This window comes from Mesorhizobium sp. SARCC-RB16n (genome assembly GCF_008520305.1).
Lineage (GTDB): Bacteria > Pseudomonadota > Alphaproteobacteria > Rhizobiales > Rhizobiaceae > Mesorhizobium.
On the sequence record NZ_ML703256.1, the window covers coordinates 220802 to 241384 of the forward strand.

Here is a 20583-nt window from a genome sequence, read left to right on the forward strand (position 1 = left end):
CTGCCTTCCGCCGGACTAACCGGCAGGGCGGAAGGGCTTTGCAAGCGATGCCGGGAAGTGCAGCGCCAGCATCTGGCGATTCCGTGAGATGAGCACCAACACGATGATGGTCGCCAGGTAGGGCAGGGCCGACAGCAACTCCGACGGCACTTCCAATCCCAAAGCCTGGCCCTGCAGCTGCAGGATCGTGATGCCGCCGAACAGCCAGGCGCCAAGCAGGATGCGCAGCGGCCGCCATGTGGCGAAGACCACCAGCGCCAGCGCGATCCAGCCAAAAATTGCCGGCCACGGAACGTCTGGCTTTTCGTTGGCCTCCAGCCTCCCGGCCAGGTCAACGTGTTCCCAAAGCCTGGCGTCTCCCGGCGGCGTTATCGGGGTGCACCTCGATAACGGCGCCGGGACTGTTTGTGCGACACGCGGTTGCGAGCGATGCATCCGGCCGCTATGCCGGGCCGGGATTTCCTGACGAGAAGGCAGAGCAGATGAAAGTCGTTTCCACGTCCAAGTCGCATGGCGGTGTGCAAGGTGTTTATGCGCACGCCTCCGAAGCCTGCGCCTGCGACATGACCTTTGCCGTCTTCGTGCCGCCGCAGGCCAAGGATGGCCCGGTGCCGGTGCTTTGGTATCTGTCGGGCCTCACCTGCACCCATGCCAATGTCAGGACAAGGGCGAATACCGGCGCCTGGCGGCCGAGCTCGGCCTGATCGTGGTCTGCCCCGACACCAGCCCACGCGGCGAGGGTGTCGCCGACGAAAAGGACAATTGGCAGTTCGGCTCGGGCGCCGGCTTCTATGTCGACGCGACGCAGGAGCCCTTCGCCAGGAACTACCGGATGTACTCCTATATCGTCGACGAGCTGCCGGCCCTGATCGCCGGTCGGTTCCCCGCCGACATGGCGCGCCAGTCGATTTTTGGCCATTCCATGGGTGGGCATGGTGCGCTGACCATCGCGCTGAAGAACTCCGAGCACTTCAGGAGCTGCTCGGCCTTCTCACCGATCGTTCAGCCGATGACGGCAGACTGGTCGCGGCCGGCCCTGGAAAAATATCTCGGCAAGGACGAGAAATCCTGGCGCGCCTACGACGCCACGGCGTTGATCGAAGACGGGCACCGCTTCGGCGAATTCCTGGTCGATCAGGGCACCGCCGACGGCTTCCTCAAGGACGGCCTGCGGCCATGGCTTCTGGACGACGCCTGCAAGAAGTCCGGCATCGCGCTGACCTTGCGCATGCAGGAAGGCTACGATCATTCCTACAATTTCATCTCGACCTTCATGGGCGACCATTTGAAGTGGCACGCCGCGCGCCTGGCCAAGTAGGAGCATGCCAGGGGCCGCTCACTCCGTCAGGATCGAGTTTGAGTCCGGCAAGGCCATCCCATAGGCGGTGTCGGCCGCGCCTTCGGCTATGTCGCTGGTCAGCCTGTAGCCTTTGTTAGCGCGCACGCCGCGCGGCGACATGCCGAACTGTTCGGATATCTGCCGCGAGAAGTGGAACGGGTTCTTGTAGCCGCATTGGCGAACCTGTCACGGTGTTTCGAGATCCATCAAGGATCGGCGGGATCGAAGTCGAAATCGCTGGGAGGCTAACGGCACTCTTGGGAGAGGGTGCCTTCCCCACCGGTGTCAAAGGAGTGGGGGAAAGGTGGTAGCGGGAGAGGGACTTGAACCCCCGACCCCAGGATTATGATTCCCGTGCTCTAACCAACTGAGCTACCCCGCCAGGGCGGCGACAGGCCCGAAATCCGCCTCAAATCGAAAGGCATTTCTAGGCGTTCGCCAAGGTCGCGCGGATATAAGGTTGGGAGGGCGAGCCTGTCAAGCTTCGATGCATTCGATATCGGCGCATATTCCCATTGGCGAAAAGCTTTGCCGCGAACAGCCTGGTTGCAGCCGCTGGGGTTGAGTTCGACGGGGCACGTCGCTATGTCTCGGCCACGAGTTTTTAGAGTTTGAAACAGATGAAGCCGCGCATTGCAGTCCTCGGTTGCGGATACTGGGGCTCCAACCACATCCGCACCCTCAAGGCGCTCGGCGCATTGCACGCGGTTTCCGACACCAATCGTGCCCGCGCCGAAGGTTTCGCCAGCGAACAGGACTGCCTGGCGATCGAGCCGGACCAGCTGTTCGTCCGCGACGACATCGACGCCATCATCATGGCCTTGCCGCCGCAGTTCCATGCCGATCTTGCCGTGCGCGCCGTCGAGAACGGCAAGGACGTGCTGGTAGAAAAGCCGATCGCGCTGACGGTGCCGGATGCCGAGCGCTCGGTGCAGGCGGCCAAGGACAATGGCCGCGTGTTCATGGTCGGCCATGTCCTGCGCTTCCATCCCGCCTTCGAGACGCTGAAAGGGCTGATCGACAAGGGCGAGCTCGGCGAGGTCCGCTACATCCATTCGCACCGGCTGGGGCTCGGCAAGTTCCATACCGAGAACGATGCGCTATGGGACCTGGCGCCGCACGATCTGTCGATGATCCTGGCCATCACCGGCACCGAGCCGATCGAGGTGCGCGGCGAGGGGGCGGCACTCCTCGACAATCTCAGCGATTTCGCGCATCTGCACATGCGCTTTCCCAACGGGCTGCGGAGCCATCTTTTCACGTCGCGGCTCAACCCGTATCGCGAGCGGCGGCTGACGGTGGTCGGCACCAAGGCGATGGCGGTGTTCGACGATGTCGAGCCATGGGAGCGCAAGCTTGCCGTCTACCGCCACGCGGTGTGGCAGGACAGCGGCCAGTGGGCGTTCACCACCAACGAGCCGTCCTATGTCGCGGTTGCCCAGGGCATGCCGCTGACGCGCGAGCTGGAGCATTTCATCCAGTGTATCGAGACGCGCGCCGAACCGCGCACCAGCGGCGAGGAAGCGATCAGGGTGCTGCGCATCCTGACGGCCGGCACCGTCACCCACACCAAATCCTGACACTGTTTGGAAATTCTACTCTGACGGCCATCTGATGGCGTTTTCTGCGCTTCCGGTGCTCACGGACGCTGACAGCTGGTGCGACGGGGAGCGAGAGCTACTCGGCGGGAACCTGCGACGGCTTCGCGGCCAGCCGGCTCAGCATCGCTTCGGCCTCGGCGCCGCGCTCGGAGCGCCCGATGAAGCCGCCGCCGAAGACACGGGCCTCGTTGCCGTCGTCGGAATAGAGCACGCAGGCCTGTCCGGGTGCGATGCCCGACTCGCCATCAGCCAGTTCCACCGACGTCACGCCAGCCTCGTGGCGCAGAACGGCCGGCCGTGGCGGCCTTGTCGAGCGCACCTTGGCGAACAGCTCGATGCCGCCGGCGGGCACATCGGCGAGGGCGCCGTCTCCCAGCCAGTTCATGTTGCGCAGATAGATCTTGTGCGTCTCCAGCGCCTCGCGCGGGCCGACCACGACACGGGCGCGCTCGGCGTCGAGATGGACGACATAGAGCGGCTCGCCGGACGCGATGCCGATGCCACGGCGCTGGCCGATCGTGTAGCGCAGAATGCCCTCGTGGCGGCCGAGCACGCGGCCGTCGATATGGACGATGTCGCCTGGGTTGGCGGCGGCCGGCTTCAGCTTGGCGATGATGTCGGAATATTTGCCCTGCGGCACGAAGCAGATGTCCTGGCTGTCCTGCTTGGCGGCGACCGTCAACCCCATCTCCTCGGCGATGGCGCGAACCTGTGGCTTCGACAGGCCGCCAAGCGGAAAGCGCAGATAGTCGATCTGCGCCTGCGTGGTGGCGAACAGGAAATAGCTCTGGTCACGGTCGGCGTCGACCGGCCTGTAGAGGGCGCGGTGGCCACCATTGGCGCCGGAGCGGATGTAGTGGCCGGTGGCGAGCGCATCGGCGCCGAGATCCTTGGCCGTGGCCAGGAGATCGGCGAACTTGACCGTCTGGTTGCAGGAAACGCAAGGAATGGGCGTTTCGCCGGCGACATAGCTCTCGGCGAAGGGGTCGATAACCGCCTTGCGGAACCGCTCCTCATAATCGAGCACATAGTGGGGAATGCCCAGCGTCTCGGAGACGCGGCGGGCATCGTCGATGTCCTGGCCGGCGCAGCATGATCCGGCTCGATGCGTTGCCGCACCATGATCATAGAGCTGCAAGGTGACGCCGACGACATCGTAGCCCTCACGCTTCAGCAGGCCGGCGACCACGGATGAATCGACGCCGCCCGACATGGCGACGACGATGCGGGTGTTTTCGGGGCGTCCGGGAAGGTCGAGGCTGTTCATGGTGCTTTCGTTCTAACGCGGCGTCTGAATGCCAATGTCGAGAATATAGGTCAAGCTTTCCTGCTGCGCCAGCTTGCAGGGCGACTGGTTGCGCGTCGCGGACGCTGTCAACGGATACATTTCTCCGGGCTAAGACAGGGCTTCCAGCCGGATATTTCAAATGCCCGCCAAAAGACTAACGCGGCGTTCACGATCCTTACCTAGTCATTAGGGTCTGCTTAGGCAATTTTTAAAGCTGTGGCGGTAACGTGGCGGGGATTGGGTCTTTGAGTTTTTTGTAGAGAGTACGATGACCGATCTGGTTAGACCTAGAGTCAAATATGTTATCGGGCCTGACGGCAGCCCTCTCACGATTGCCGATCTGCCGCCGACGAACACGCGTCGCTGGGTTATCCGGCGCAAGGCGGAAGTGGTTGCAGCGGTGCGCGGCGGACTTTTGAGCCTTGAAGAGGCATGCCAGCGCTACAAGCTGACCACGGAGGAATTCCTGTCCTGGCAAGCGTCGATCGACGAATACGGCCTTGCCGGGCTGCGCACCACGCGTATCCAGCAATACCGGCACTAGGCCGGTTTCATCACAATCAAAGGGCGCGGCATGCCGCGCCCTTTGCTTTCGGTGTCATCGCTCAGATCCGTCACTACCTTGCCGATCGGCTTAGTGGCGAGAAAGGCGTGAGCGGCTCTCGCCTGGTCAAGCGGAACGGCAAGCTTTTGCGCGTCGATCAACCCGGCGAGTTCAAGCAGGCTTCGCGGTCGGGCACGACCGACATGCGTTCGACCCTGGACTGCGTCGGGACCTTGCGCGTGCTGGAACGTGATGGCCTGGTGCGGCGAGAGGTCTATCCGGTCATTCCGCCACGCGTCGAATATGAACTGATCGAGCTCGGCCAGAACCTAGCGGGACTGCTTACCCAGATCAGGTCATGGGCGGAGCAGCATGCGCCCGATATCAAGGATGCCCGGGCGAGGGCGATGGCCGGAAATGAGGGGGACTGGGCGGCTTAGGTCTTGCGTGCCACCAGCGTTTTCGCGGCGGCCGCCGGCGCGGGATTCAGGCCGTCGCCCGACAGGTTGCGCGCCTGTGCGCGCGCCGAATAGTGTCGATGTCGGCCGGTTCAGCCGATCATGGCGCTGCGGCCACCGGTTTCGGTCTCGCGAATCTTGGTATCGCGCGATTCCAGCATCTCGGCCTTGGAAAGCTCCGCTTCAGCTTCGCCGAGTAATGATTCGGCGGCGCTTCGCTGATGGGCGAGATCGCCTTGCGAGTTCCTGAGATTGTCGCGGCGCAGGCGCGCCGCCTTGGCGAAGGTCGGATAGGCGAAATGGTTGATATCGGTGATGCCGGCTTTCTTTTCCTCGGCAGTGATCTGAAGCTCCAGTTCGACCGCCATGCGTTCGAACTCGGCGATCATCATGTCGAGCTGCAGCAGCTGGCGACGCTTCTCATTCACCTGAAACTGTTTCAGCCGTACGAGGTTTTCACGTGACTTCATGATTCGGTACTCCCGGAAACGCACACCCGCACATATCGTCCAAACCCCTTGGAAAGGCCCAAGCGCTGCCCGTATCCACCGGCTTTCCCCGCACTATAGGAAACAAAACCCTAAAGTTTTTTGCGGACGGTAACCATTCGTTTACGGGCATTGTTAATCATACGGGTCAGGGCTTAAGGCCGGGTAAAAATTCCAGCCGCCGAAGCGAAGCCGCGTCGATGAGTCCCTGGAGTCACTTAGTCCAGGTTATTAATGTGTCGCATTAGGAATTTTGGCCTGTGATTCGTTATTAGATTCAAGAGGGTGTAGAAAGGGGTTAAAAAATCTGATACCGTATTGGACGGGAAATTAGGTTTTGTTAACCATTCGATGGCAGCCTCTCTACAAGGCAACCACTGCTCCGGGGCAGGACGGGTCGTGAAATGGTCCGGCAGCAGAAAAGGGGAATGAAATGCGTGTTCTGCTGATAGAAGATGACAGTGCAACCGCACAAAGCATCGAGTTGATGCTGAAATCGGAAAGCTTCAACGTCTATACGACGGACCTCGGTGAAGAGGGTGTCGATCTGGGCAAACTCTACGACTACGACATCATCCTTCTCGACCTCAACCTGCCCGACATGTCCGGCTACGAGGTCTTGAGAACGCTTCGCCTCTCCAAGGTAAAGACGCCCATCCTCATCCTCTCCGGCATGGCCGGCATCGAGGACAAGGTACGTGGCCTCGGCTTCGGCGCTGACGACTACATGACCAAGCCGTTCCACAAGGACGAGCTGGTGGCGCGCATTCATGCCATCGTGCGCCGCTCGAAGGGCCACGCCCAGTCGGTCATCACCACGGGCGACCTGGTGGTCAACCTCGATGCCAAGACCGTCGAGGTCGGTGGCCAGCGCGTGCACCTCACCGGCAAGGAATATCAGATGCTGGAGCTGCTCTCGCTGCGCAAGGGCACCACGCTGACCAAGGAAATGTTCCTCAACCACCTCTACGGCGGCATGGACGAGCCGGAACTGAAGATCATCGACGTCTTCATCTGCAAGCTGCGCAAGAAGCTTGACGCCGCGTCCGGTGGCCAGAACTACATCGAGACCGTCTGGGGCCGCGGCTATGTGCTGCGCGAACCGGAAGACATCCGCGTCAGCGCCTGAGCGACGAGCACCGTCCGAATTTCTTTCAACAAAAACCCGGCTACGGCCGGGTTTTTTGCGTGATGGGCTGGTAACTATCCGGTTCTACGCAATTCCAAGCGGCACCGTCAGGCACTTTTCCTGGAACTGCTCGTCAGCGCCGAATCAGGTGCGATCTTCAAGGCGCGAAAGCGTTCGAGCAATTGCGGGCGATTGAAGGGCTTCAACAGATAGCCCTGGGCGCCGGCGCGCTTGGCCCGCATGATCGAGGCGATATCGAGCTCGACCAGCGAGATCAGGATCTGCGGCCTGATCGGGCTTTCCATGGCGCGCACGCGGCGGATGAGGTCGACCGCCTGCACGTCCGGAAGGGCGCCGTCGACGACGATGATGTCGGGCATGTCTGCGGCGCACATCTCCAGTGCGTCAAGCCCACTGGCTGCCTCGATGACCATCATGTCGGAACCGCCCAGGATGCGTTTTGCAACCTTCCTGATGACGCTTGAACCGTCGACGAACATGCAGCGTTTCATTTCCGGGATCCTCTTTGCCCTTGGGCAATCCGGTCGTGCGGGCATCTGAGGCGTAGCCTAGGCCGATCTGGTAAAGAAGCCGAAAAGCCGTTAGGTAAAATTTTTGCAAAGATCCCGTTCGGCGGGCTTTTCCTTGCGGATGCTTGCGTGTTTGCCGGGCGGGCAAAGTTCATCGCACCCCGATTGGGGCGTCAATGAAATATTTCAGATTGAAATACTTTGTTCAGTCGCGCTGCCAGCGCCGATCTCAGGCCGCTGAAAGGACGATTTCTTCAGCCGTCGCATGGATCGAAATCGTCATGTTGGCCTCGCGGGCCAGCAGCAGCGTGTAGTAGGGCTGCACCGAATGCGCGTCGATCGGCTCCTCCGGCTTGTGGCCGGAATGCAGTTCGAGGAATTTCGGCGGCACACGCAGCATCGGCCCGCTTGCCGAAAGCGAAAAACGTGGCTCGGTTTCGAGATTCTCGAGGGTCGCGACTAGTTTTCCGCCGCGCGGAATGGCGGCATTGGCGACCAGGAGCAGGTTGAGCAGCAGCTTGACCTTGTTCTTGGGGAGCAGCGCGCGGATTCCGTTCCAGACCAATTCCGGCTTTTCGTTCTTCAGAAAGGCGATGGCGACGGCCTCGGCATCTCCGGTATCGATCATCATGCCGGCCGAGCCGGCGGCGCCGAAGGCGATCCTGGCGAACTGCAACCGAGCGGAAGCGTTCCTTGCACTTTGGCGGATGAGCCGCATGGCGTCTTCGTCGGCCCCACCCTCGTCGAGCAGTTCAAGCCCGTTGTTGATCGCGCCGACCGGCGAGATGATGTCGTGGCAGACACGGCTACACAAAAGCGCCGCCAGATCGGGAGCGGAGAGGGTGAACAGATCGGCCATCGGTGAAAATCCCTGCAAATTCCACTAGTCGTGACCGGGCGACCTGTCATCGCGCCTGCCCGCACGAATCACGTTCCAACCCGAGGCCTTCTGAATACACAGCACTCGTACGTACAGCAACAAATCGAAAATTGTCGTCGGGGCAAATGGCGTGTTCGGGCAGGCTGCCAGCCCGTAGCGATCCCTAAACAGCCTTCGAACCGCCATCTTCCTGTGGAAGTTTAATGGTTGAAAAAGGATTACGGCATAGTTTGCCCCTAACAGTCATCCTTAACGGCCGCCTAAAGAGCCGTACGGATGCGAGGCGTCGGCGAAAGTGCTTCATGACGGAGATTGGAAGCATGTTTTCCCGATTCTATGACCGGAGTCTTCTCCGCGTCCTTTCAATGGCGATCACGCTCATGGGCGTTCTCGTTTTCACGACATCGCCCTTGCGGGCCCAGGAGTACACCGCTCAGGAAATTGTCGATTCCGGCCACAAGTTCTTCGGCGCGACGTCGGGCGGGTTGGCCACCGTGGTGGAGAAGATTTTCGCCTCCTACGGTCTGCCCAATGGCTATCTGCTCGGCGAAGAGGGATCCGGTGCGCTGATCGGCGGCCTGACCTATGGCGAGGGCACGCTCTACACCAAGAATGCCGGCGATCACAAAGTGTTCTGGCAAGGCCCGTCGCTGGGCTGGGATTTCGGCGGCGAGGGCTCACGCGTGATGATGCTGGTCTACAATCTCGACGATGTCGGCAACCTCTACAATCGCTATGGCGGCGTCGCCGGCTCGGCTTATGTGGTGGCGGGTATCGGCTTCAACGTGCTGAAGAACAACAATGTGCTGCTGGTGCCGATCCGTACCGGCGTCGGCGCCAGGCTCGGCGTCAATCTCGGCTACTTGAAACTGACCGAGCGCGCGACCTGGAATCCGTTCTGATCTGTCCGATATGATCGAATCGCGGACCGGTCCACCGGATTCCCGAGCCATGACCCGAATGAGCCGCGGCAAGCCCTTGCCGCGGTGCCGGATTTCCGCCATGCCAACATGGCACAGTCCAGCCTTCCAAGTTGTCGTCGATAACGGGTAGTCCTTTGGTTCAGTCGGTTCTGTTCTTTGCCCTCGGCTTTCTCTGTGCCGGCTTTCTGGCGCTGATGGTGGCTCCGGCCGTCTGGCGGCGTGCCGTCGCCCTGACCCGCAGGCGCATCGAAGCCTCCATCCCGCTGACACAAGCTGAAATCCAGGCCGACAAGGACCGGATCCGGGCCGAGTACGCCATGTCGACGCGTCGCCTTGAAATCAACGTCAAGACGTTGCGCGAAAAGGCGGCCGAACAGCTCGTCGAGATCAATCGAGGCCGCGAGGCGTTGAAGGCGCTGGCGGTCGAGCGCACGGACAAGGACCGCGCGCTCGCCGAACTCGGCGCCAAGAGCGAAGCATTGCGGCAGCGCGAAGGGGAACTGCATCAGCTTTCGGAGCGGCTCAAGGAGACCGAACGAAAACTGGAAAGGCGGGCGCTCGAGCTCGAGAAGCTGGAGCACATGTATGACGACGCCAGTTTTGCTTCCAGCAGCCGACAGATCGAGCTCGTGGCCCGCGAATCCGAATTGCAGAAACTCGCCAGCGACATTTCGCTGCTGCGCGGCCAGCGCAAGGAAGCGGATCGGCGCAGCCAGGAGATCGCGGCTGAAAGCAAGGCTGCGCGCGATGCCCTGAAGGCCGAGAAGAAAAGGGCCGCCGAACTCGACAAGAAGGTCGAGCGGCTGCTGGCAACGCTCGCCGACCGTGAGGACAAGCTTGATCGGCGCGAAAAGGAGTTGGCGCGGTTGCGGGAAAAAGCGAAAGTCGACGACGGCGCACCGGCCTTGCGGCTGGTCGGCAAACCCGATGAGGCAGGCCGGCATGACGAGGCCGGCAAGCGCGACGATGTGGACCTGGCGATCGCCAAGCTCGACGGCGACCGCGAACGGCTGGAGGCCAGGCTGACGGCGCTGGCGCGCGAGAACAAGCGCCTGAAGGCGGATCTCGGCGCCGCGGCGTCGTCGGGTTTGACGAATGGCAATGGTGCCGCGCTGCGTGAGCAGATGAACGAACTGGCGGCGGAGGTCGTCCATCTGACGGCCAAGCTCGAAGGACCCGATTCACCAATCGCCAAGGCGCTGGCGGCACCGCAGGACAACCGCTCCGCCGGCCACGACCGCAGCCTCGCTGACCGCGTGCGCGCCCTGCAGAAGGCGGAAGCCAACTGACGGTTGCGGGCTGGCCGCTTTCGCCGCGTCCTGGCTCACACGCCGTCAGCGCGAGAAATGATGCAGGGCAATGGCTGAGGCGGCAGCGACGTTCAAGCTGTCGAAGCCTTTCGACATGGTGATCCGCATTGTTTGCAAGCGGGCAAGCAGGCTTTCGGGCAGGCCTTCGCCCTCCGTGCCGAGATAGAGCGCCAGGCGCTCGCCGCGCCGTGCGTCGCGTATGTCGATCCGGCCGCGCGGTGACAGTGCGAACTGGTCATAGCCCCGCCGATCGAGGTCCGCCGTGAAGTCGGCCGTATCGGTGAAGGACGCGAAAGGGATCTTGAGAGCGGCGCCGACCGAAACCCGGATCGCCTTGCGGTACAGCGGATCGCAGCATGTCGCGTCCATCAGCACCGCATCGGCGCCGAAAGCGGCGGCGTTGCGGAAGATCGAACCCATATTGTCATGATTGGCGATGCCGACAAGCACGACGACCAAGGCTTGAGCGGGCAAGGCATCCAGCAATGAAGCGGCCGGGTGCGGTGTCTCCTTGCGACCGATGGCCAGGATGCCGCGATGCATGTAGAATCCGGCAATGGCGTCCATCACAGCACCGGCGACAACGTAGACCGGCAGGTCGGCTTGTGCCTTGCGCAGGATATCCTCCAGGCCGCCCAGCCGGTTTTCCAGGATCAGGATGGATTCGGCGCTGAAGCGGCTCGACGACAAAAGCAGGTCGAGCACCACCTTGCCTTCGGCGACGAAGCGGCCTTGCCGGCCCGCCAGATCACGCTCGCGGATATCGAGATAGGCAGCGACACGTGGGTCGCGTGGATCGTCGATGCGAATTGGGTCCATGTCCCGCTCAACAATAAAGAGCGCGGTTCGTGTGCCGGGAAAGACACACGAACCACGCTCCGGAAATCGTCAGCGAGGTAAACGGCCGCGGTAGCGTCCGGTCAAGTCCCGGCGCGGCGCAACCTCTGCGCCATCTGGGACAGATCTTCCTTGCCGCTGCCGAAAATGCCATCAAGCATGGCGAGCAGTTCGCGCACTGCATCGGATTTGCAGGAATAATAGATCATCTGGCGATCGCGGCGGGTGTCCACGAGGTCGAGCGCCCGCAACTTGGCCAAGTGCTGTGAGAGGGCGGATTGGCTGAGCATCACCTTTTCGGCGATGGCGCCGACCGACATTTCACCGTCGATCAGATAGCTCATGATCAACAGCCGTTTTTCGTTGCCCATCAGCATCAGAAATTCGGCAGCCGATTCGGCGTTGGCGATTAGCTTTGTCGAGACCATTGATGCCCCATGCTCTTTGCTCATCGAGGCGCCATGGGGGCAATGGTGCCTGAATCCATAAATTCACTTGTGAAGGTGCCGACGAGTCAGCACCACATCTAAGCCTAGAACATTTCTTTCAAATCTCAAGCGTTGCTTTTGATCAAATGCAATTTAGTTTCGTCTTATGCCTCCGATGCGGTCCTGCCGGCCTTGGCCATTTCGACCAGCGCGGGACGTAATTCAGAAGCCTTTACCAGTGGTTGCGGGAAGAATACCCGGCAAACATTGTCGCCCGACACCAGATCCATGCCATCGGCGTCCAAACCGGCAATGGTCCAGCCATCGCCGGCTGCCTTGGCGAAATGGCGGGCATAGATGGCGATCGCGTCGAGATGATCCTTATTCATGTGTTCGACGGCCGATTGTTCGCTTCCGGCGAGTTCCTCGATGATGGGCCCATTGGTGAGGAGGTCGGGCCGTTCGAGCAGATAGGCCTTGCCGAAACCACCGTTGAGGCTGGCGCGTTGCGGCTCAAAGCGAAAGATTGAAAAGTCGCCGAGCCCGGCATAGAGGCTCGCCTTGGGATTGCGGTTGAGATAGCGGCGCTCGGCACGGGCATGCGCCTGCGAGCCGCGCTCCAGCCGCGATGCCTGGCAGATCAGCATCAGCCGCGGATGCGCCAGTGGATCGCCTTTGCCGGGCTCGCCAAGCAACAGGGAACAGCGCGGATCGGCAAGCAGGGCCGACGTGTGCGCCGCGAGCATCGACACCAGGATGAGCGGCGCGCCGTCGACGTCGGTGGCGACGCCGACCCGGCTCGCCAGTGGCGATCCGGTCTGTGGTTCCAGCACCGCCAGGGCGCCGAAACGGGCACTGCGCAGAAGCGTTTTCGCCAACCGGATCGCCTCGGCGTCGGTCTCGCGGATCACATCCTTATTTTGATTTTGCTGCATCAAAACGCTCGCCACAATTTGTCTCGCCTATCGGTGTCGGCGGCCGGACTTCCGGCAGTTCGGCTGGCGCTACTTTGGCGCCATGCGGATGGCGCCGTCCAGGCGGATGGTCTCGCCGTTCAGCATCTGGTTTTCGATGATGTGCAGGGCAAGTGCGGCATATTCGGATGGTTCGCCGAGGCGTGACGGGAAGGGCACGGCGGCGCCCAGCGAATCCTGAACTTCCTGCGGCATGCCGGCCATCATCGGCGTCTTGAAGATGCCGGGCGCGATGGTGCAGACCCGAATGCCGGAACGGGCGAGATCACGCGCCACGGGTAGCGTCATGCCGACCACGCCGCCCTTGGAGGCCGAATAGGCCGCCTGGCCGATCTGGCCGTCATAGGCGGCGACCGAGGCGGTGTTGACGATAACGCCGCGCTCACCGCCCTGCAGCGGCTCGAGTTTCGCGGCGCGGTCGGCGACCAGGCGGATCATGTTGAAGGTGCCGATCAGATTGACCTCGATCACCTTGCGGTATTGGTCGAGCGGATGCGGGCCATCCTTGCCGATCGTCTTCACGCCAATGGCGATGCCGGCGCAATTGACCAGGATGCGCGGCTCGCCCAGCGCGGCGGCGACATCGGAGAGGGCGGCGGCGGTACTGTCGGCGCTGCTGACGTCGCACTGGACCGCGATGCCGCCGATGTCGGCCGCGACCTTGGCCGCGCGCTCGATGCCAACGTCGAAGATGGCGACGCGGGCTCCCTTGACGACAAGCGCGCGAGCGGTTGCCTCGCCAAGGCCGGAGCCGCCGCCGGTCACGATCGCTATCTGGCCGTTGGGATTCATGGCGTCATCCTTCCTGTGAGCATGGGCTTCCTATGAGAACAGGGACGGATCAGGCCCGGATCGACGGGCCAGGTCAAGCCATCGCTAGACGTGCTCGGCGACCCTGGCCTGGCTGGCGTGACCGACCTCGCCCGTGAGCCTGGCAACCGCGCCCGGCTTGATCTCGTGCGACAAAAGGCGGTCGAGGTCGACAGGCCGCGGCATCGAAATCTGGCCGCGCGGAATGCGCTTGAAGCCGAGCGGCCCGTAATAGGGCTCGTCTCCGACCAGGATCACGGCGGGTGCACCGGCCTTAGCGGCCGCCTCCAGCGCGATTGCCACCAGCCGGCGGCCGATGCCGAGATTCTTGAAGGCCGGCCGTACCGCGAGCGGCCCAAGCATCAGCGCCCGGCCGGCACCGGCCGCTATACGCGTCATGCGCACCGAGGCGACGACGAGGTCGCCGTCGACAGCGACGAAGGAGAGGGCGCGCTCGTGGCCGCCGGCCTCGCGGATCTTGTAGGCGGCCAGGACGAAACGGCCGGGGCCGAAGGCCTCGTCGTTGATGGCTTCGATTTGAGGGTCGTGCGCCGGGGTTTCCGGCAGGTACTTCACGTCGGCAAGGCTCATGGTCTTTGCGTTCCGGTAGAGGAGGAAAGGTTGCTGCAAACGGCAGCATTCGCCAGTCAGCGCTTCATCAAGCGCGGGCGCCCTTTCGTCGTCGGTCAAACCGGATCAAGGCAAAGTCGAACATGCGGAGTGTCCGCTAGCATCAATTTTGCGCCGCCGCAATCGACCCGTTCGCTGGTCCTACCGATTGACGATGTGTTCAGCCCTGGATGATTTCCGCCTTACCGCATCGCGCCCTACATGACGGGAAACGCGAAAGGACAATTCATGGGATTACTCGTCGATGGCAAATGGCAGGACCGCTGGTACGACACGAAGAACAGCGGCGGCAAGTTCGAGCGGGCGCAGTCGCGGTGGCGCGACTGGATCACGCGCGACGGCGAGCCCGCCAAAGAACGGAGCCGCGGCTTCAAGGCGGAGCCCGGCCGCTATCACCTCTATGTCTCGCTCGCCTGTCCGTGGGCGCACCGGACGCTGATTTTTCGCGCGCTGAAGAAGCTGGACGCTATTATTTCGGTATCGGTGGTGCACCATTTCATGGGCGCCGATGGCTGGACGTTCGTGGCCGAGGACGGCGCGACAGGGGACACGCTCTACGGCCTCGACTTCCTGCGCCAGATCTACACCAGGGCCGATCCAGCCTATTCGGGCCGGGTGACGGTGCCGGTGCTTTGGGACAAGAAGGAACAGACTATCGTCTCCAACGAATCCTCCGAGATCATCCGGATGCTCAATTCGGCCTTCGACGAATGGGGTGATGCGAGCCTCGACTTCTACCCGGAAGCCTTGCGTGGCGAGATCGACGCGATCAATGCGCTGGTCTATCCCGCAGTCAACAACGGCGTCTATCGCGCCGGCTTTGCCACCACGCAAACCGCCTATGAAGAAGCGTTCGGCGAGCTGTTTTCGACGCTGGATGCGCTGGAGGATCGCCTTTCCAGGCAACGCTATCTGGTTGGTGAGCGCATCACCGAGGCCGACTGGCGGCTGTTCACCACTCTGGTGCGCTTCGACCCGGTCTATGTCGGCCACTTCAAGTGCAATTTGCGCCGCATCGCTGACTATCCGAACCTGTCGAACTATCTGCGCGACCTCTATCAGGTGCGTGGTGTCGCCGAGACAGTGAACCTGCACCACATCAAGGCGCATTATTACGGCAGCCACGAGACCATCAATCCGACCCGGATCGTGCCGGTGGGACCGGAACTGGACTATGGCGCGCCGCATGATCGGGCGCAGTTCAGGAAGGCCGCGGCCTGACCTACCAGTATGCTGACGCCGGCTCGCCCAGAAAAACCTCGGCGATCCGCCGCAGCGTTGCCGGCGTCGTGCCTTCGGGCAAGCGATCGAGCGGGAAAAAGCCGGCCTCGGCGATTTCATGATCGGGCAGCTTCGGTGCGGTCTGGCTGAAATTTTCGATGAGATAGAGGCCGACGTGGTCGCGCCGGCTGGCCCGGCGGTTGAAGTGCATCGACTTCAGCACCGGCGTGGCGGCCAGCGCGATGTTGCCCTCTTCGGCGAGTTCGCGGGCCAGCGCCTCTACCATTGTCTCGCCAACCTCGACGCCGCCGCCGGGAAGCTGCCAGCCAGGCACATAGGTATGGCGGATGAGGAAAACGGAATTGGCCGCAGCATCGTGGATCAGGCCGCGCACACCGAGCGTCATCGGCCGCCGCAGCACGAAATAGAGATGGAACAGCCGGGCCCTCAAACCCGCCCAGCCGGTTTGTTGGAACGGAGCCTCCTCATCGGTCGCCATCAGTAGCGAAACCGTGGGTGGAAAGCCGCGTGCACGTCGCCTATGAAGGAGGAATGTTCAGGCTCGCGCATATTTCCGATGTCCATTTGGGGCCGCTCCCCGATGTATCCTATCGCGATCTCGCGTCCAAGCGTGTGCTCGGCTATGTCAACTGGCAGCGCAATCGCCGCCGCCACATGCACGATGCCGTCATCGACGCCATCGTCGCCGACATCAAGGCGCAAAACCCGGACCATCTCGCCGTCACCGGCGACCTCGTCAACCTAGCGCTCGACGGCGAGATCGAGATGGCCAAACACTGGCTCGAGACGCTAGGGTCGCCGCATGACGTTTCGGTCGTGCCGGGAAACCACGATGCCTATGTGCCCGGTGCCTTCGACAAGATCTGCCGGTCGTGGGCGGCGTGGATGAGCGGCGACGGGGTCAACACACCGGTCGATCGCAATGCCTTTCCGTATCTGCGCGTGCGCGGCAACGTCGCGCTGATCGGCGTCTCGACCGCTCGCGCCACCGCGCCCTTCATGGCCAACGGTTTCTTCATGGAGGGGCAGGCGGAGCGGCTCAGCAAGATCCTCGAGAACACGGCAAAGCAAGGGCTGTTTCGAGCGATCATGATCCATCACCCGCCGGTGCGGGGCGCCGTCTCCCAGCACAAGCGGCTGTTCGGCATCGCCCGTTTCCACAAGATCATTCGCCGCCACGGCGCGGAGCTTGTGCTGCACGGCCATTCGCATCTGCCGTCGCTGTTCCAGATAGGGCTTCGCGGTGCAAAGGTCCCGGTCGTCGGCGTCGCCGCCGCCGGCCAGGCGCCGGGGGGCAAACATCCCGCCGCGCAGTACAATCTGTTCGATATCGACGGCGAAAAGGGAAACTGGCGCATCCGCCTGACGCGGCGCGGCCTGACCGGACCGTCCATACCGCCCTCCGATCTGCAGACCCTGGAACTCGGTGTCGAAGCCGGCGAGGCTATGGCCGCCAGTTGAGAACCATGGCCGCCAGGCGGTCCCAGAACAGCGCGGCCGATACCGCGAGACCAACCAGTGCGCCGGCGGCGATCAGCCCAAGGCCGGACAGGAAGGCCGACCAGCCCTTGCCTCGCGTCGACGCCCGCAGCGGCGGCTCGGCTTCCGCGACCTGGGCGCGTCTCATGCCGGCGACCGCCGGCTCGACGCCACCCTCCATCATCCTTCGCCGCTCGACGATGCGCTCGGCGACGTAGCGCGTCACGGAATCGGCGACCGGCTTCATCTCTGTCGATTCGGCAAGCACGACACGGCCAATGCGAGTGTCCTTGAGGAAGCGGTAGGTGCGGCGGTCGCGTCCCATCGCGACATGGCTGACGGCGTCGATCCACAGGCGCGGCTGCAGCCCCGAGGAGACGACAAAGTCGAAATTGTCCATGTCGGCTGGAACATCGGCAAAGACGGGCGCGAGGTCCGCGGCCAGGAGGTCGAGGCGCATGCGGTGCGCCTCGCGCATGTCGACGACGACATCGTCGCGGTCGGCGAAGGCGTTCTTCACGTCACGGATGGCATCGGACAGTTTGTTTGACGGATCGATCTTCTCGCCTGCGTCCTTCATCGGCGTCTGCCTCGCGGGTTGGTTAACACGCAGTTAACACAGCCGCCGGCAAAATGCACTGGCGCGATCAAGGCGGCGAGGCGCCAGGGCGGTGTTTCACAGGAAGTGTCAGCCGGTCGCGGCGAGTTTCGGGCGCAAGGGCCTGGCGCGGCGGTTCATGTTGCGCTGGATGATCGTGGCGACCAGCCCGGGCGCCTCCTCGACCAGCATATGGCCAGCCCCCAGCACGTGGTGCACATGAAAGTGCACGGGTAGGTCATCCGTCTGGGTGACGGGCAACACGGCATCATCGCTTCCCCATACCACCATCACCGGCATGGCCAGCGTCTCCAACCGGTCGCGCGGGATAACGCCCTGCCGGTCGCCGCTGGTCATGGCGGCAGCAATCTCGATGAGCCTCTCCACCTGGCCGGGTCGCCCGCGCATGTCGCCAAGGGCATCCACGGTGTGATCGATGGGCCGCGTCAGTGGTCCCGACATTGCCAAGAGGCACGCCCGGATGTCGGATGGGTCCCTTGCGGCGGCAAAGCGGCGCAACAGCGGGCCGTTGATCTCGGCGCCGAAGCCGCCAGGCGCCAGAAGGGTCAGAGACGCCACTTTCTCGGGCTCGGCCAGCGCCATCAGCGCCGCCACCGCGCCGCCCATCGAATGGCCGACCAGATGAACGCGTTTCACCGATCGCGCGGTGAGATCGGCCAGGACGGCCCTTGCCGCCACCTTGGCCGGGCCGGCACCGGGGAAATCGAGCGACAGCCCGTGCCCCGGAAGATCATAGGCCAGCGTGCGAGCGGAAGTCGGGAGGGAGGAAATCACCTCGCGCCAGACATGCTGGCAACCGCCGAAACCATGCAGTAGAACGATGGTCTTCGAACCGGCGCCTTGTTCGGCGGCATGAAGCGATGAAATCATGAAGCTGGGGGCTTGTTGCAGGGCTATGAGAAACGGGAGACCACAGTCAATTGCGGCTGGATTGCGCCTCGTCCAGCGCGATGGCCAGTAAAATTTTCGCGATTTGTACGGTTGATGACAAAACTCACCAGCCAACCGACATTCGATGATCGGTGCGTACGAAATCGACAATGGTCGGCGGGACGAGCCCGTCGACGTTGCTTGGCGTTAGCCGGCGCTGCCGAGTCCGGCGGCGCGTAACGCGTCGACCAACCGCTCGGTCAGATCGGGCGGGTATTTTCGGTCGATGAAGGTCGCGCGCGGGTTGGCGGCGAATTTCGGAAATTTGGCGGTCAACTCGTCCAGCAGCTTGCGCGCCAGATTGTCTTGACCGGCAATCTTGGCGCCGATCAGCCGGGCGGCAAGATAGTGCGACTTCGTTGCGGTTGTTCTCAGTGAGGAACTAGCGATCGCGGCCTTGTTCGTGTCGCCAAGCATGAATTCGCCGGCGAAAAGTCCGAAATCCCACCATGTCGGATGGCCGCTGGAGGCGTCCACCGCCTGGGCCAGGATCGGCGTCCCCTCGGCATACCGGCCGGCGAAAATCAGCGCGTAGCCGTAAGCGGCGGCCATGGCGAGATCGTAGGGATTGAGGTCATAGGCCTTGCGCATCCAGCGCAACGCCTCGTCGGCATTGCCAAGACGGGAATTGATGTAGCCGTAGGAGCGATGCGCATAAGGGCTGGTCGGTCCCATCTGCACGGCGCGGTGAGCGAATGTCATCGCCTTCTCGATGGTGGCATCGGGCGGATAGGCGTAGTGGTCGTTCACGGCCTCCAGGTGGAGCGAGGCGAGTTCCGAATAGACCAGCGGTGACTTGGCACCGTTTTCGGCGAGGGTTTCGAGGCAGCGATAGGCGGCCTCGTGGGTCCTGGCGTTCTGGTCGAGATAATATTTGTCGTTGAGCGTCAGGCACTGCGTGAGGGCGGTCTGAATGCCGCTTTGTTCGAGATAGCTGTAGATCGTGCCGGAAGCGGGAAGAGCGGACGTCAAGATGCCGGCTATACTGTTCTCGACGGCGGCCGGTGCGCTGTCGGCGGCGGTCAGGTTGCGCGACAAAAGCACCCGTCCGGTCGCCACGCTCTGCAGTTCGATCATGATTTCGCTCGTATCCGGCCCAGGCAGAATATCGAAGATGAAGCTCGTGGCATTGGTGGCCGGATCGGTCATGTCGACCGTGTCGCGACCGATGAAGTCGATCGTATCGAAGCCGCTCAGGCCGGCGCGCAGCGATGCCGCGATACGGCTGGCATCCGTGCCACCGGCCTTGACGGCGATGTAGACGAGCGGCAAGGCCTCGCTCGCGGGGGACGGCGAGACGCTGCCGGTCAGGCCGGCGGTCTCGAGCGTCGCCGCAAGGTCGCCGCCTGCAAGCAGCCCACCGCTGCCTTGACGCAGGATCAAAACGCCGAGCATGGCGATGACGACAGCGATCGCCATCCAGAAGAATCTGAGGTGACGTGCCACCGACGGTACTGGCGCGACCATCGGTGCCAGCAAGGCGGCGGCCGGAATGGCATTCTCGGCAGTACCGCGTTGCGCCGATGGATCGGCCGGAACGACACTCTCGGCAGTGCCGCGTTGCGCAGACGGAGCCGCCGCCGCTTCGGCTTGGATGGCGAATTCGGCCGTCTCCGGCAAGCGGATCGCGTTGAGCTCATAGGCAGGGACATAGCCGCCGCGCGGAATGGCTATGCGGACAGGCTCGGCTACACCTTCATTGGCAAAATATTGCTGCAGCAGGTCGCGCAGCCGACCGGCCTGAACCCGCACCACCGCGTCGGTCGAAGGATCGAAATCGCCATCCTTGCCGAAGACGTCCATGGCGATGGAAAAGCCCTTGAGCCTGTCGGCTTCGCCTGCCTGTTCGCGCTCGACAAGATAACGCAGCAGCTTGCGTGCCCGTTCGGATCTTCCGAACGTCTCGCTGGCAAGCAGTCGCTCCAATGTTTCGCGCACTGCGGGGGCGGCAGGCGTGGCATGCTGCAAGTGTCGATCCTCTCGAAGTCGGCACAGGTTAAGGCACGGATCATATAATGCCCGCACAGCCGCACAAGTATACACCCATTATGCGATCGCGTACCTAACCGGATAATTTTCCGGTGGTTAACGGCGCGGCCTGTATCGGCCGCGCAATGGCCACGGGAGACACCATCAGCCAGCCG

The 20583-nt window shown here is 62.7% G+C and carries 22 protein-coding genes, 1 tRNA gene and 2 pseudogenes; 9 read left to right on the forward strand and 16 right to left on the reverse strand.

Translation table 11 applies throughout. From position 1 onward, the window contains the following. Positions 1–15: 15 nt before the first annotated feature. Positions 16–273, reverse strand: a pseudogene (locus tag C7I87_RS04465) (ABC transporter permease); the annotation flags it as partial. A 209-nt stretch (positions 274–482) separates the two neighbouring features. On the opposite strand from C7I87_RS04465, the pseudogene fghA reads away from it, so the two are divergent. Then, positions 483–1318: pseudogene (gene fghA, locus C7I87_RS04470) on the forward strand (S-formylglutathione hydrolase). 18 nt (positions 1319–1336) lie between these two features. Here fghA and C7I87_RS36410 read toward each other — a convergent pair. Next, on the reverse strand, positions 1337–1459 hold the full coding sequence (locus C7I87_RS36410) for a hypothetical protein (protein WP_281409041.1): 123 nt from the start codon (positions 1457–1459) through the stop codon (positions 1337–1339). A 185-nt stretch (positions 1460–1644) separates the two neighbouring features. After that, positions 1645–1721 (reverse strand) — tRNA-Met (locus C7I87_RS04480). A 238-nt stretch (positions 1722–1959) separates the two neighbouring features. Between C7I87_RS04480 and C7I87_RS04485 the strand changes: the two genes are divergently transcribed. Continuing rightward, positions 1960–2919: a Gfo/Idh/MocA family protein gene (locus tag C7I87_RS04485; RefSeq protein ID WP_149903061.1), complete on the forward strand. Its 960-nt coding sequence runs from the start codon at positions 1960–1962 to the stop codon at positions 2917–2919. 97 nt (positions 2920–3016) lie between these two features. Here C7I87_RS04485 and mnmA read toward each other — a convergent pair whose 3' ends face one another. After that, complete coding sequence (gene mnmA / locus C7I87_RS04490; RefSeq protein ID WP_149903062.1) at positions 3017–4207, reverse strand: tRNA 2-thiouridine(34) synthase MnmA; 1191 nt, start codon at positions 4205–4207, stop codon at positions 3017–3019. Positions 4208–4496: 289 nt separating this feature from the next. Here mnmA and C7I87_RS04495 point away from each other — a divergent pair, with 289 nt between their 5' ends. Continuing rightward, a complete protein-coding gene (locus tag C7I87_RS04495; protein WP_006203587.1) occupies positions 4497–4772 on the forward strand; it encodes a CtrA inhibitor SciP in 276 nt (91 codons plus the stop codon). Positions 4773–4879: 107 nt separating this feature from the next. Continuing rightward, entirely contained in the window at positions 4880–5212 is a 333-nt protein-coding gene (locus tag C7I87_RS04505; protein ID WP_246696185.1) for a winged helix-turn-helix transcriptional regulator, read from the forward strand. A gap of 110 nt (positions 5213–5322) precedes the next feature. Here the strand turns inward: C7I87_RS04505 and C7I87_RS04510 are convergent, their stop codons facing one another. Then, the gene (locus C7I87_RS04510) at positions 5323–5700 is read right to left on the reverse strand and encodes a flagellar export protein FliJ (RefSeq protein WP_149903063.1); all 378 of its coding nucleotides are present in this window, start codon (positions 5698–5700) and stop codon (positions 5323–5325) included. Positions 5701–6151: 451 nt separating this feature from the next. Here C7I87_RS04510 and ctrA point away from each other — a divergent pair, with 451 nt between their 5' ends. Further along, positions 6152–6847 (forward strand): response regulator transcription factor CtrA, encoded by a 696-nt coding sequence (gene ctrA / locus C7I87_RS04515; protein ID WP_006203583.1) that lies wholly within the window; start codon positions 6152–6154, stop codon positions 6845–6847. 107 nt (positions 6848–6954) lie between these two features. On the opposite strand, the gene C7I87_RS04520 is transcribed toward ctrA, so the two are convergent. Both C7I87_RS04520 and chpT read right to left on the reverse strand, forming a co-directional pair. Beyond that, positions 6955–7359, reverse strand: coding sequence for a response regulator (locus tag C7I87_RS04520; RefSeq protein WP_149903064.1), 405 nt, complete (start codon positions 7357–7359; stop codon positions 6955–6957). Between the two features lie 247 nt (positions 7360–7606). Continuing rightward, positions 7607–8236, reverse strand: a complete 630-nt coding sequence (chpT, locus tag C7I87_RS04525; protein WP_149903065.1) for a histidine phosphotransferase ChpT — start codon at positions 8234–8236, stop codon at positions 7607–7609. Between the two features lie 401 nt (positions 8237–8637). On the opposite strand from chpT, the gene C7I87_RS04530 reads away from it, so the two are divergent. Both C7I87_RS04530 and C7I87_RS04535 read left to right on the forward strand, forming a co-directional pair. Continuing rightward, entirely contained in the window at positions 8638–9159 is a 522-nt protein-coding gene (locus tag C7I87_RS04530; protein ID WP_373424628.1) for a DUF1134 domain-containing protein, read from the forward strand. Positions 9160–9314: 155 nt separating this feature from the next. Then, on the forward strand, positions 9315–10469 hold the full coding sequence (locus tag C7I87_RS04535; RefSeq protein WP_149903067.1) for a coiled-coil domain-containing protein: 1155 nt from the start codon (positions 9315–9317) through the stop codon (positions 10467–10469). Between the two features lie 45 nt (positions 10470–10514). Here C7I87_RS04535 and C7I87_RS04540 read toward each other — a convergent pair whose 3' ends face one another. The 5 genes from C7I87_RS04540 to C7I87_RS04560 form a co-directional block, all read right to left on the reverse strand. Continuing rightward, entirely contained in the window at positions 10515–11309 is a 795-nt protein-coding gene (locus C7I87_RS04540) for a TrmH family RNA methyltransferase (RefSeq protein WP_149903068.1), read from the reverse strand. 101 nt (positions 11310–11410) lie between these two features. Continuing rightward, positions 11411–11755, reverse strand: a complete 345-nt coding sequence (locus C7I87_RS04545) for an ArsR/SmtB family transcription factor (RefSeq protein ID WP_149903069.1) — start codon at positions 11753–11755, stop codon at positions 11411–11413. A 164-nt stretch (positions 11756–11919) separates the two neighbouring features. Then, positions 11920–12690 carry a HugZ family pyridoxamine 5'-phosphate oxidase gene (locus tag C7I87_RS04550; RefSeq protein WP_149903070.1) on the reverse strand — a complete coding sequence of 257 codons (771 nt, stop codon included), beginning with the start codon at positions 12688–12690 and terminating at the stop codon, positions 11920–11922. Between the two features lie 69 nt (positions 12691–12759). After that, positions 12760–13521, reverse strand: a complete 762-nt coding sequence (locus tag C7I87_RS04555) for a 3-hydroxyacyl-CoA dehydrogenase (RefSeq protein ID WP_149903071.1) — start codon at positions 13519–13521, stop codon at positions 12760–12762. An 84-nt stretch (positions 13522–13605) separates the two neighbouring features. After that, positions 13606–14130, reverse strand: coding sequence for a GNAT family N-acetyltransferase (locus tag C7I87_RS04560; RefSeq protein WP_149903072.1), 525 nt, complete (start codon positions 14128–14130; stop codon positions 13606–13608). 267 nt (positions 14131–14397) lie between these two features. Here C7I87_RS04560 and C7I87_RS04565 point away from each other — a divergent pair, with 267 nt between their 5' ends. Then, entirely contained in the window at positions 14398–15390 is a 993-nt protein-coding gene (locus tag C7I87_RS04565; RefSeq protein WP_149903073.1) for a glutathione S-transferase family protein, read from the forward strand. Position 15391: 1 nt separating this feature from the next. On the opposite strand, the gene C7I87_RS04570 is transcribed toward C7I87_RS04565, so the two are convergent. Further along, positions 15392–15889 (reverse strand): NUDIX domain-containing protein, encoded by a 498-nt coding sequence (locus tag C7I87_RS04570; protein ID WP_149903074.1) that lies wholly within the window; start codon positions 15887–15889, stop codon positions 15392–15394. A 53-nt stretch (positions 15890–15942) separates the two neighbouring features. On the opposite strand from C7I87_RS04570, the gene C7I87_RS04575 reads away from it, so the two are divergent. Next, positions 15943–16872: a metallophosphoesterase family protein gene (locus C7I87_RS04575; RefSeq protein WP_149903075.1), complete on the forward strand. Its 930-nt coding sequence runs from the start codon at positions 15943–15945 to the stop codon at positions 16870–16872. Here C7I87_RS04575 and C7I87_RS04580 read toward each other — a convergent pair. From C7I87_RS04580 to C7I87_RS04590, 3 genes are all read right to left on the reverse strand, one after another. Continuing rightward, positions 16856–17470, reverse strand: a complete 615-nt coding sequence (locus tag C7I87_RS04580; protein WP_149903076.1) for a hypothetical protein — start codon at positions 17468–17470, stop codon at positions 16856–16858. The genes C7I87_RS04575 and C7I87_RS04580 overlap by 17 nt on opposite strands. Positions 17471–17578: 108 nt before the next feature. After that, positions 17579–18379 (reverse strand): alpha/beta fold hydrolase, encoded by an 801-nt coding sequence (locus tag C7I87_RS04585; RefSeq protein WP_149903077.1) that lies wholly within the window; start codon positions 18377–18379, stop codon positions 17579–17581. 207 nt (positions 18380–18586) lie between these two features. Further along, positions 18587–20407, reverse strand: a complete 1821-nt coding sequence (locus C7I87_RS04590; RefSeq protein ID WP_149903078.1) for a tetratricopeptide repeat protein — start codon at positions 20405–20407, stop codon at positions 18587–18589. Between the last annotated feature and the right edge of the window lie 176 nt (positions 20408–20583).

What these genes read in the sequence shown, in the direction of transcription:
- C7I87_RS04510 (WP_149903063.1), bottom strand. Translation starts at nt 5,700, where the DNA reads ATGAAGTCACGTGAAAACCTCGTACGGCTGAAACAGTTTCAGGTGAAT.
- C7I87_RS04540 (WP_149903068.1), bottom strand. Translation starts at nt 11,309, where the DNA reads ATGGACCCAATTCGCATCGACGATCCACGCGACCCACGTGTCGCTGCC.
- C7I87_RS04570 (WP_149903074.1), bottom strand. Translation starts at nt 15,889, where the DNA reads ATGGCGACCGATGAGGAGGCTCCGTTCCAACAAACCGGCTGGGCGGGT.
- C7I87_RS04555 (WP_149903071.1), bottom strand. Translation starts at nt 13,521, where the DNA reads ATGAATCCCAACGGCCAGATAGCGATCGTGACCGGCGGCGGCTCCGGC.
- ctrA (WP_006203583.1), top strand. Translation starts at nt 6,152, where the DNA reads ATGCGTGTTCTGCTGATAGAAGATGACAGTGCAACCGCACAAAGCATC.
- chpT (WP_149903065.1), bottom strand. Translation starts at nt 8,236, where the DNA reads ATGGCCGATCTGTTCACCCTCTCCGCTCCCGATCTGGCGGCGCTTTTG.
- C7I87_RS04550 (WP_149903070.1), bottom strand. Translation starts at nt 12,690, where the DNA reads ATGCAGCAAAATCAAAATAAGGATGTGATCCGCGAGACCGACGCCGAG.
- mnmA (WP_149903062.1), bottom strand. Translation starts at nt 4,207, where the DNA reads ATGAACAGCCTCGACCTTCCCGGACGCCCCGAAAACACCCGCATCGTC.
- C7I87_RS04575 (WP_149903075.1), top strand. Translation starts at nt 15,943, where the DNA reads ATGTTCAGGCTCGCGCATATTTCCGATGTCCATTTGGGGCCGCTCCCC.
- C7I87_RS04530 (WP_373424628.1), top strand. Translation starts at nt 8,638, where the DNA reads ATGGGCGTTCTCGTTTTCACGACATCGCCCTTGCGGGCCCAGGAGTAC.
- C7I87_RS04565 (WP_149903073.1), top strand. Translation starts at nt 14,398, where the DNA reads ATGGGATTACTCGTCGATGGCAAATGGCAGGACCGCTGGTACGACACG.
- C7I87_RS04580 (WP_149903076.1), bottom strand. Translation starts at nt 17,470, where the DNA reads ATGAAGGACGCAGGCGAGAAGATCGATCCGTCAAACAAACTGTCCGAT.
- C7I87_RS04495 (WP_006203587.1), top strand. Translation starts at nt 4,497, where the DNA reads ATGACCGATCTGGTTAGACCTAGAGTCAAATATGTTATCGGGCCTGAC.
- C7I87_RS04485 (WP_149903061.1), top strand. Translation starts at nt 1,960, where the DNA reads ATGAAGCCGCGCATTGCAGTCCTCGGTTGCGGATACTGGGGCTCCAAC.
- C7I87_RS04520 (WP_149903064.1), bottom strand. Translation starts at nt 7,359, where the DNA reads ATGAAACGCTGCATGTTCGTCGACGGTTCAAGCGTCATCAGGAAGGTT.
- C7I87_RS04560 (WP_149903072.1), bottom strand. Translation starts at nt 14,130, where the DNA reads ATGAGCCTTGCCGACGTGAAGTACCTGCCGGAAACCCCGGCGCACGAC.
- C7I87_RS04585 (WP_149903077.1), bottom strand. Translation starts at nt 18,379, where the DNA reads ATGATTTCATCGCTTCATGCCGCCGAACAAGGCGCCGGTTCGAAGACC.
- C7I87_RS36410 (WP_281409041.1), bottom strand. Translation starts at nt 1,459, where the DNA reads ATGTCGCCGCGCGGCGTGCGCGCTAACAAAGGCTACAGGCTGACCAGC.
- C7I87_RS04545 (WP_149903069.1), bottom strand. Translation starts at nt 11,755, where the DNA reads ATGGTCTCGACAAAGCTAATCGCCAACGCCGAATCGGCTGCCGAATTT.